We start from the raw sequence: 8,076 nt of genomic DNA on the forward strand, positions 1-8,076 counted from the left end.
ATAATTCCGGACAACGCTTGCGCCCTACGTATTACCGCGGCTGCTGGCACGTAGTTAGCCGGCGCTTCTTCTGCAGGTACCGTCACTTGCGCTTCTTCCCTGCTGAAAGAGGTTTACAACCCGAAGGCCGTCATCCCTCACGCGGCGTCGCTGCATCAGGCTTCCGCCCATTGTGCAATATTCCCCACTGCTGCCTCCCGTAGGAGTCTGGGCCGTGTCTCAGTCCCAGTGTGGCCGGTCGCCCTCTCAGGCCGGCTACCCGTCGTCGCCTTGGTGAGCCACTACCTCACCAACAAGCTGATAGGCCGCGGGCTCATCCTTCACCGCCGGAGCTTTCAACCCCCGCCCATGCGAGCAGAAGTGATATCCGGTATTAGACCCCGTTTCCAGGGCTTGTCCCAGAGTGAAGGGCAGATTGCCCACGTGTTACTCACCCGTTCGCCACTAATCCACCCCGAAAGGCTTCATCGTTCGACTTGCATGTGTTAAGCACGCCGCCAGCGTTCGTCCTGAGCCAGGATCAAACTCTCCGTGAATGTTTTCCCGTAATCGGGACCACACATCACGAGAGCGGAACAACCAGGCGGAATAAGCCCGGACTGTTCACTGCGTCCTCGCTGTGTTTTTTCTTCAAAGGAACCCTCCCCCGAACCAGAAAACCGGCTCAAGGGGCGGGGTATCAACATATCTGGCGTTGATTTTTGGCACGCTGTTGAGTTCTCAAGGAACGGACGCTTCCTTTGTACTCACCCTCTCGGGCTTTCCTCCGGGCTTCCCTTCGGTGTCCCAAACTCTATCAGTGTTTTTCCGTCGCCCTGACCACCGTCCTGCAGGCATGCAGAAGGCGACCCCGGGATAGGATCTGACAAGTTGGGTGCTGCTAGGCAGAGTCGCCTGGTGCGTTGCTCAGCCCGAAGCAGGAGTACGACTGTACAGGTGGCTCCGGAGCGGGCGCAAACCGATTGGTGCCCGCCCCTAGGGTCGCAGAGCCGTCCTTCTAGTAGGGAACCGGCACTTCATATGACATACCCTGCTGAACAGTGCGCCGTCCGAGACAGGCAGTGACGGCCCATATGGATCTCCACCCCTGGGAGGCTTCCCATGACCACCGTGTCGTCCCCGATCGCAGGACGCGCCATCGGACTGGCCGCAGTGCCGGATCCGGTTTTCTCCGGGGCCATGGTCGGCCCGGGTACCGCCATCGACCCCGTGCGTGAAGCCGGTGAGGCGGTCTCGCCCGTCGACGGCGTCATCGTCTCGCTTCACCCGCACGCGTTCGTCGTCGTGGACAGTGAAGGACACGGCGTGCTCACCCACCTCGGCATCGACACGGTGCAGCTCAATGGTGAGGGTTTCGAGCTGCTGGTGAACAAGGGGGACACCGTCACGCGCGGCCAGGCCGTCGTGCGGTGGAACCCGGCCGCGGTCGAAGCCGCCGGCAAGTCGCCCGTGTGCCCGATCGTGGCGCTGGAGGCGACTGCCGAGGCGCTCTCCGAGCTGCGTGAGGACGGCGAGGTCAAGGCGGGCGACACCCTCTTCGTCTGGCAGTGACGTCGGCACCGTCCTCATGACGGCCAGTAGGGCAACCATCGCGGCGGCGGGACCCGCCGCACTATCGGAGACGGGTGAGATGGAGACAACGCTGCGAGGCGTCGGCGTGAGCCACGGTGTGGCGATCGGCGAGGTTCGGCACATGGGAACTGCGGTGCTCGAACCGCCGGCCAAGCAGATCCCCGCGGAGGAGGCGGAGCGTGAACAGGGGCGCGCTCGCCAGGCCGTGGAGGCGGTGGCTGCGGACCTGATCGCGCGCGGCAATCTGGCGGGGGGCGAGGCCCAGGCGGTGCTTGAGGCGCAGGCCCTGATGGCGCAGGACCCCGAGTTGATGGCCGACGTGGACCGGCGGGTGACGGCCGGCAGCACGGCCGAGCGTGCCGTGTACGACGCGTTCGCCGCGTACCGCGAGTTGCTGGCGAGTGCCGGTGAGTACCTCGCCGGGCGGGTCGCGGACCTCGATGATGTGCGGAACCGTATCGTCGCTCGGCTGCTCGGTGTGCCGATGCCGGGGGTGCCGGACAGCGACGAGCCCTACGTATTGGTCGCCCGTGATCTGGCGCCGGCCGATACGGCTCTGCTGGACCCGACTCTGGTGCTGGGCTTTGTCACCGAGGAGGGCGGGCCGACCAGCCACAGTGCGATCCTGGCGCGGGCACTCGGAGTGCCGGCCGTCGTGGCGCTGCCCGGTGCGGGTGAGCTGGCCGAGGGCACGATGATCGCCGTGGACGGCTCCTCCGGCGAGATCTTCGTGAACCCCACCGAGGAGAAGAAGGGTCAGCTGGAGGCCGCAGCCGCTGAGCGCAGGGCGGCGCTGACCTCGGCAACGGGCCCGGGTGCCACGGCCGATGGTCACAAGGTGCCCTTGCTGGCCAATGTCGGCGGTCCGGCCGATGTGGCCGCTGCTGTCGAGGCGGGCGCCGAGGGTGTCGGCCTGTTCCGTACCGAGTTCCTGTTCCTGGACGACAGCAAGAACGCGCCGTCCGAGGAGAAGCAGGTCGAGGCGTACCGGAAGGTGCTGGAGGCGTTCCCCGAGAGCCGTGTGGTGGTGCGGGTGCTCGACGCGGGCGCCGACAAGCCGCTGGATTTCCTGACGCCTGCCGACGAGCCGAATCCGGCGCTCGGTGTGCGGGGGCTGCGCTCGTTGCTCGATCATCCCGACGTGCTGCGCACTCAGCTGACCGCACTGGCCAAGGCCGCGGAGGGGCTGCCGGTCTACCTTGAGGTCATGGCCCCGATGGTCGCCGACCGGTCGGACGCCAAGGCGTTCGCCGACGCGTGCCGTGAGGCCGGACTTCAGGCGAAGTTCGGTGCCATGGTGGAGATTCCATCGGCCGCTCTGCGGGCGCGTTCGGTGCTCCAGGAGGTGGAGTTCCTTTCGCTGGGGACCAATGACCTCGCGCAGTACACCTTCGCCGCCGACCGTCAGGTCGGTGCCGTCTCCCGGTTGCAGGATCCGTGGCAGCCGGCGCTGCTCGATCTGGTCGCGCTGTCCGCCGAGGCGGCGAAGGCCGAGGGCAAGAGCTGCGGTGTGTGCGGTGAGGCGGCGTCGGATCCGCTGCTGGCGTGTGTGCTGACCGGTCTGGGGGTCACCTCCCTCTCCATGGGTGCCGCGTCCATTCCTTATGTGCGGGCCACGCTCGCGAAGTTCACCCTGGCCCAGTGCGAGCGGGCCGCCGCTGCCGCGCGGGCTTCGGACAGTGCCGATGATGCGCGTGCGGCGGCGCAGGCGGTGCTGTCCGGCGAGTAGCCGCAGGCAGCGGTTCCCGTGGCTGTTCCGTTTCGAGGGGCTCCTCACCGTGTGGTGGGGAGCCCCTCGCGCTGTCAGTGGTGGTGTCCGGTCGCTTCGTCCTCACCATCGATTCCGAGGTCGGGCGGCACGGAGTAGTCGACGCCGGATTCCGGTGAGATGAGGTCGCCGGATTCGACGTCGGTGCAGTAGGCGTCGAAGACCTCGCCCGCGGTGAGGGGTGCGAGTCCGTCGCCGCGCAGGCGCCATCCGTAGATCCGGTCGGTGGTGTCCGGGGCGCTGGTGCGCATCACGAGTCCGCCGGGGCTGTGGGTCGCGATACCGACCGCGAGGACGGTGGTGAACTCCAGGGCTTCGGTCTCGTCGAGTTGGGTGGTGCCTGTGTTGTCCTGGTCGGCGTGGAGTACGGCGGCGAGCATCTCCGGTGTGCCGGAGACGGTGCAGACGAGGTGCCGGTCGCCGGGTGGTGCCGTGTCGAGGACGCGCATCAGGAGGGTGGACGCGCGGGTGAAGGCGGCGCGTCCGATGTCCTCGCCGCAGGTGGCGCAGGCGCCCAGTCGGGCCAGGCACGCGGAGGCGTACTCCCAGGTCGCTTGCCGGACGGCTTCGTCGACGAGGTCTGGGACGAGGTCGTCGAGCGGTTGGCCTTCGTAGGGGACGGCCGGGCCCGTGGCGGCGAGTTCCGCGGTGTAGCGGGTGCGGCTGGAGGGGGTGTCGGGGTCCAGGCCGGTGGCGGTGCAGAACTGGGCGTACTCCTGTGGGTCGAAGAGCGCGACGGTTGTATGGCTGCCCTGGGAGGCGCGTGTCTTGAGCAGGGCTTCGACCTGCCGGAGATAGGTCTGGTGGTCGTCGAAGACGAAGCTGCGGTAACAGCGCATGCTCCGGAAGTCGTGCTCGTCGGTGAGCAGGCCGATGGTGCCGGCGATTTCGCGACGTAGGACGCGTCGCATGGTCTGGTGGTCGGTGTGTGTCATGGCTTCCCCCTGTGTGCAGTCGATCAATGCTCACTCACAGTAACTGGCAGCACTGACAACGGCGTCGGGGGAGCATCCGAGCCGGCCTGCCGATGATTTGTTTCAGCAGGTCAGGGTGGTTTGACCGCAGCGGCTCCGGGGCTGGACCGAGGCCGCCGACGGTCACTTCGCGGGGCTCAGGCGCGCTTGCGGGCCAGGTCCTCGTAGAAGTGGAGGAGGCCGAGATTGTCGATGGAGCCGGGGTTGACCGCTTTTTCCAGTGGGGTGCCCTGGAGCAGGCGCTTGACCGGGACCTCGATGCGTTTGCCGGTGAGGGTATGGGGGATGCCGGGGACCTCGATGACCTCGTCGGGGACGTGGCGGGGGGAGAGTTGCTCGCGGATGGTCCGTTTGATGCGGGCCAGGAGGGTTTCGTCGAGCTGGGCTCCGGGGGCCAGGTGGACGAAGAGGGGCATCCAGTAGCCGCCGTCGGACTGTTCGACGCCGATGACGAGGGATTCCTTGATCTCGGGGAGGCGCTCGACGGCTTCGTAGATGTCCGCCGAGCCCATGCGTACGCCCTGGCGGTTGAGGGTGGAGTCGGAGCGGCCGTGGATGATCACGGAGCCGTGTGAGGTGACCGTGATCCAGTCGCCGTGGCGCCAGACGCCCGGGTAGGTGTCGAAGTAGCTGTCGTGGTAGCGGGTGCCGTCGGGGTCGTTCCAGAAGCGGATCGGCATCGAGGGCATGGGGTTGGTGACGACGAGTTCGCCGACCTCGTCGATCAGCGGGTTGCCGTTCGGGTCCCAGGACTGGAGGTCGGTGCCGAGGCAGGGGGCCTGGAGTTCGCCGATGTGGACGGGGAGGGTGGGGACGGCGCCGGCGAAGCAGGAGCAGACGTCGGTGCCGCCGCTGACGGAGGCGATCCACAGGTTGTCGCCGACCTCGTCGTGGAGCCAGCGGAAGCCGTCGGGCGGCAGGGGGGAGCCAGTGGTGGCCACGCAGCGCACCGAGGACAGGTCGTGGTCCCGCGCGGGGTGCGCCTCCGCCTTGCGGCAGGCCATGACGTACGCGGCGGAGGTGCCGTAGAGGGTGGCACGGGTGCGTTCGGCGACGCGCCACTGGGCGGCGATGTCGGGATAGCCGGGGCTGCCGTCGTGGAGGACGATCGTGGTGCCGGTGAGCAGGCCGGAGACAAGGAAGTTCCACATCATCCAGCCGGTGGACGTGTACCAGTAGAAGCGGTCCTCGGGGCCGAGGTCGCAGTGCAGGCCGAGTTGCTTGAGGTGTTCTACGAGGATGCCGCCCTGGGAGTGGACGATGGCCTTGGGCAGGCCGGTGGTGCCGGAGGAGTAGAGCACCCACAGGGGGTGGTCGAAGGGGACCTGTTCGTAGTCGGGGTCCACGTCCGCGGCGGTCAGGGACGACCAGTCGAGGGCGCCGTCGGGGGTCTCGGTGCCGAGCAGCGGGATGTGGACGACCGCGCGGAGGGTGGGCAGGTCGCGGCGGAGTTCGGTGACGGTGTCACGCCGGTCGTGTTCCTTGCCGCCGTAGCGGTAGCCGTCGACGGTGAACATGACGACGGGTTCGACCTGCTGGAAGCGGTCGAGGACGCTGCGGGCGCCGAAGTCGGGGGCGCAGGAGGTCCAGACGCCGCCCACCGCGGCGGTGGCGAGGAGGGCGGCCACGGCCTCGGGGATGTTGGGCAGATAGCCGCAGACGCGGTCTCCCGGGCGTACGCCGAGTGCGCGCAGTTCGGCGGCCAGGGAGCCGACCTGGCGGCGCAGTTCTCCCCAGGTCACCGGTCGCGGTTCATGGGTTTCGTCGACGCACAGGAGGGCTGTTTCGTCCGCGCGGTCGTCTGCCGCGCGCAGGGCGTGTTCGGCGTAGTTGAGGGTCGCGCCGGGGAACCATTGGGCGCCGGGCATGGCGCGGTCGCCCAGCACGCGCGTGTAGGGGGTGGAGAAGCGTACGTCGAACCATTCCGTGACGGCCTTCCAGAAGGTTTCCAGGTCGGTCACGGACCAGTGGTGCAGGGCCGGGTAGCCGCCGTCGGCGGGGGCTCCATGATGCTCGGCCGCCCATGCCTGGAACGAGGTGATGCGCGCCTCCGCGACGCGCTGCGGATCCGGCTGCCAGAGCGGCTGTGGGGTGGCGGTCGACATGTGTGGCTCCCGGGACTCTGCGCGTCGTTGCGTCGCCCGCGCGCGGGCTGTGGTGGGCGCGCGACACGGCTGATAGGGACGATGCCATTCGATCGACTCCGACACCAGGATCGGGCCCACATAGTCCGCGTGATGAATATGTGGTCCCAGCACGGGTGAACGGCAGTTGAACGATGCCCACGGGTGGGCTTGTCAATGGCAGGCTGAGCAGCATGGATGGTCGTGACCTGGTGCGTTCGGTGAAGTCGGTCGGTGCTGTGGGGGCAGCCCACAGGTTGCGTACCGTACGGGCCGCTTGGCGCAGGAAGCGGGCGGATGCCGTCGGGCTGCCGCAGCGGGGCGCGGAACGCGCGCGCGTGCCAGGGCCCGTCGGAGAGGTGGAGCCGGGTCCTGGGGGCGGTCTGATCAAGTTCGCGCGCTCGGAGCTGCGGATCATGGTGGCGGTGAACGGCACGGTGTTCTGGGGCTGGGACGGGGCCGGTCCCGAGCCGTCGTACGCGTTGGCCGGCTCGTGTCCGGAGCCGGATCCGCGGGCGGTGCTGGAGCCGGACAAGGACGGCGGCTGGCGGGTGGTGGCGGAGCGGGTGACGCTGGTGATCTCGCGGCACGGGGCGGTCGAGGTGCTCACGCCGGGCGGGGTCACGCTGCGCCGGGAGCAGCCGCCGCGCTGGTGGGAGCCGGTGCAGGGGGGGGTGGCGCGTTGGATGCAGAGGTCGGAGGTGGCGGCGGACGCGCGGTTCTTCGGGCTGGGCGGGCGGGCGTCGGGGCCGCGGCTGCGGGACGGGACGTACCGTCTGTGGAACACGGATCCGGGGCGGGCTTTCGGGCCGGACGACGATCCGCTGTATCTCACGATGCCGGTGCAGTTGGTGGTGGCGGACGCCTCCACGCACTTGATCTTCTACGACACGTCCTGGGACGGGTCGGTGACTCTGGCGGAGGGCGAGGAGGGGGCCGGGTCGGGGCACGACCGGGCCGGGGCGAGCGAGCTGCAGGTGGACGGCGGTCCGCTGCGTTGCTGGGTGATGGTGGGGACGCCCGCGCGCGTGCTGCTGTGCTGGGCCTCGCTCACCGGTGCGCCCGCGCTGCCGCCTGTGTGGGCGCTGGGGCACCATCACGCGCGGTGGGGGTTCGGCAGCGAGGAGGAGGTGCGCCGGATCGTGGCCGGGTACCGGGACCACGGGCTGCCGCTGGACGCCGTGCATCTGGATATCGACCACTTCGACGAGCACCGGGTGTTCACGGTCGATCACGAGCGCTTTCCCAAGCTGGAGGGACTCGCCGAGGAACTGGGGCGGGACGGGATCCATCTGGTGTCGATCGTGGACCCGGCGGTCAAGGCGGAGCCGGGGAACGCGGTGTACGACGGCGGGATGGCCGAGGACGCCTTCGTGCGGGACGCCTCGGGGCAGATCGTGCGGGGGGTGGCGTGGCCCGGGGAGTCGGTCTTCCCGGATTTCACGCACGCGCGTGTGCGTGCGTGGTGGGGTCGACTCTATGCGGAGCGTATAGGACAGGGTTTCTCGGGCTTCTGGCACGACATGAACGAGCCGACGTCGTTCACCGCGTTCGGCGAGTCGACGCTGCCGAGGTCGGCGCGGCACGCGCTGGAGGGGCGTGGGGGCGACCACCGAGAGGCGGGCCCCCGGGGGGGGGT

At 68.8% G+C, this 8,076-nt stretch carries 5 protein-coding genes and 1 rRNA gene; 3 read left to right on the forward strand and 3 right to left on the reverse strand.

The features are described from left to right. A 16S ribosomal RNA gene (locus ACFXAZ_RS26800) occupies nt 1–536 on the reverse strand; the annotation flags it as partial. A 565-nt stretch (nt 537–1,101) separates the two neighbouring features. Between ACFXAZ_RS26800 and ACFXAZ_RS26805 the strand changes: the two genes are divergently transcribed. Next, nucleotides 1,102–1,551 (forward strand): PTS glucose transporter subunit IIA, encoded by a 450-nt coding sequence (locus ACFXAZ_RS26805; RefSeq protein ID WP_384596336.1) that lies wholly within the window; start codon nt 1,102–1,104, stop codon nt 1,549–1,551. A gap of 79 nt (nt 1,552–1,630) precedes the next feature. Then, nucleotides 1,631–3,301 carry a phosphoenolpyruvate--protein phosphotransferase gene (gene ptsP / locus ACFXAZ_RS26810; RefSeq protein ID WP_384596339.1) on the forward strand — a complete coding sequence of 557 codons (1,671 nt, stop codon included), beginning with the start codon at nt 1,631–1,633 and terminating at the stop codon, nt 3,299–3,301. A 74-nt stretch (nt 3,302–3,375) separates the two neighbouring features. On the opposite strand, the gene ACFXAZ_RS26815 is transcribed toward ptsP, so the two are convergent. Both ACFXAZ_RS26815 and ACFXAZ_RS26820 read right to left on the reverse strand, forming a co-directional pair. After that, nucleotides 3,376–4,275, reverse strand: a complete 900-nt coding sequence (locus tag ACFXAZ_RS26815) for a hypothetical protein (protein ID WP_384596342.1) — start codon at nt 4,273–4,275, stop codon at nt 3,376–3,378. 176 nt (nt 4,276–4,451) lie between these two features. Further along, nucleotides 4,452–6,419, reverse strand: coding sequence for an acetoacetate--CoA ligase (locus ACFXAZ_RS26820; protein ID WP_384596345.1), 1,968 nt, complete (start codon nt 6,417–6,419; stop codon nt 4,452–4,454). A gap of 212 nt (nt 6,420–6,631) precedes the next feature. Here ACFXAZ_RS26820 and ACFXAZ_RS26825 point away from each other — a divergent pair. Continuing rightward, the coding region (locus ACFXAZ_RS26825; RefSeq protein ID WP_384596348.1) for a TIM-barrel domain-containing protein at nt 6,632–8,076 on the forward strand (1,445 nt) is incomplete at its 3' end.

Source organism: Streptomyces sp. NPDC059477 (assembly GCF_042749375.1).
GTDB lineage: Bacteria > Actinomycetota > Actinomycetes > Streptomycetales > Streptomycetaceae > Streptomyces.

Bases quoted from the DNA above. Each gene is read 5' to 3' on its own strand.
- ACFXAZ_RS26805 (WP_384596336.1), top strand. From the start codon at position 1,102: ATGACCACCGTGTCGTCCCCGATCGCAGGACGCGCCATCGGACTGGCC.
- ptsP (WP_384596339.1), top strand. From the start codon at position 1,631: ATGGAGACAACGCTGCGAGGCGTCGGCGTGAGCCACGGTGTGGCGATC.
- ACFXAZ_RS26815 (WP_384596342.1), bottom strand. From the start codon at position 4,275: ATGACACACACCGACCACCAGACCATGCGACGCGTCCTACGTCGCGAA.
- ACFXAZ_RS26820 (WP_384596345.1), bottom strand. From the start codon at position 6,419: ATGTCGACCGCCACCCCACAGCCGCTCTGGCAGCCGGATCCGCAGCGC.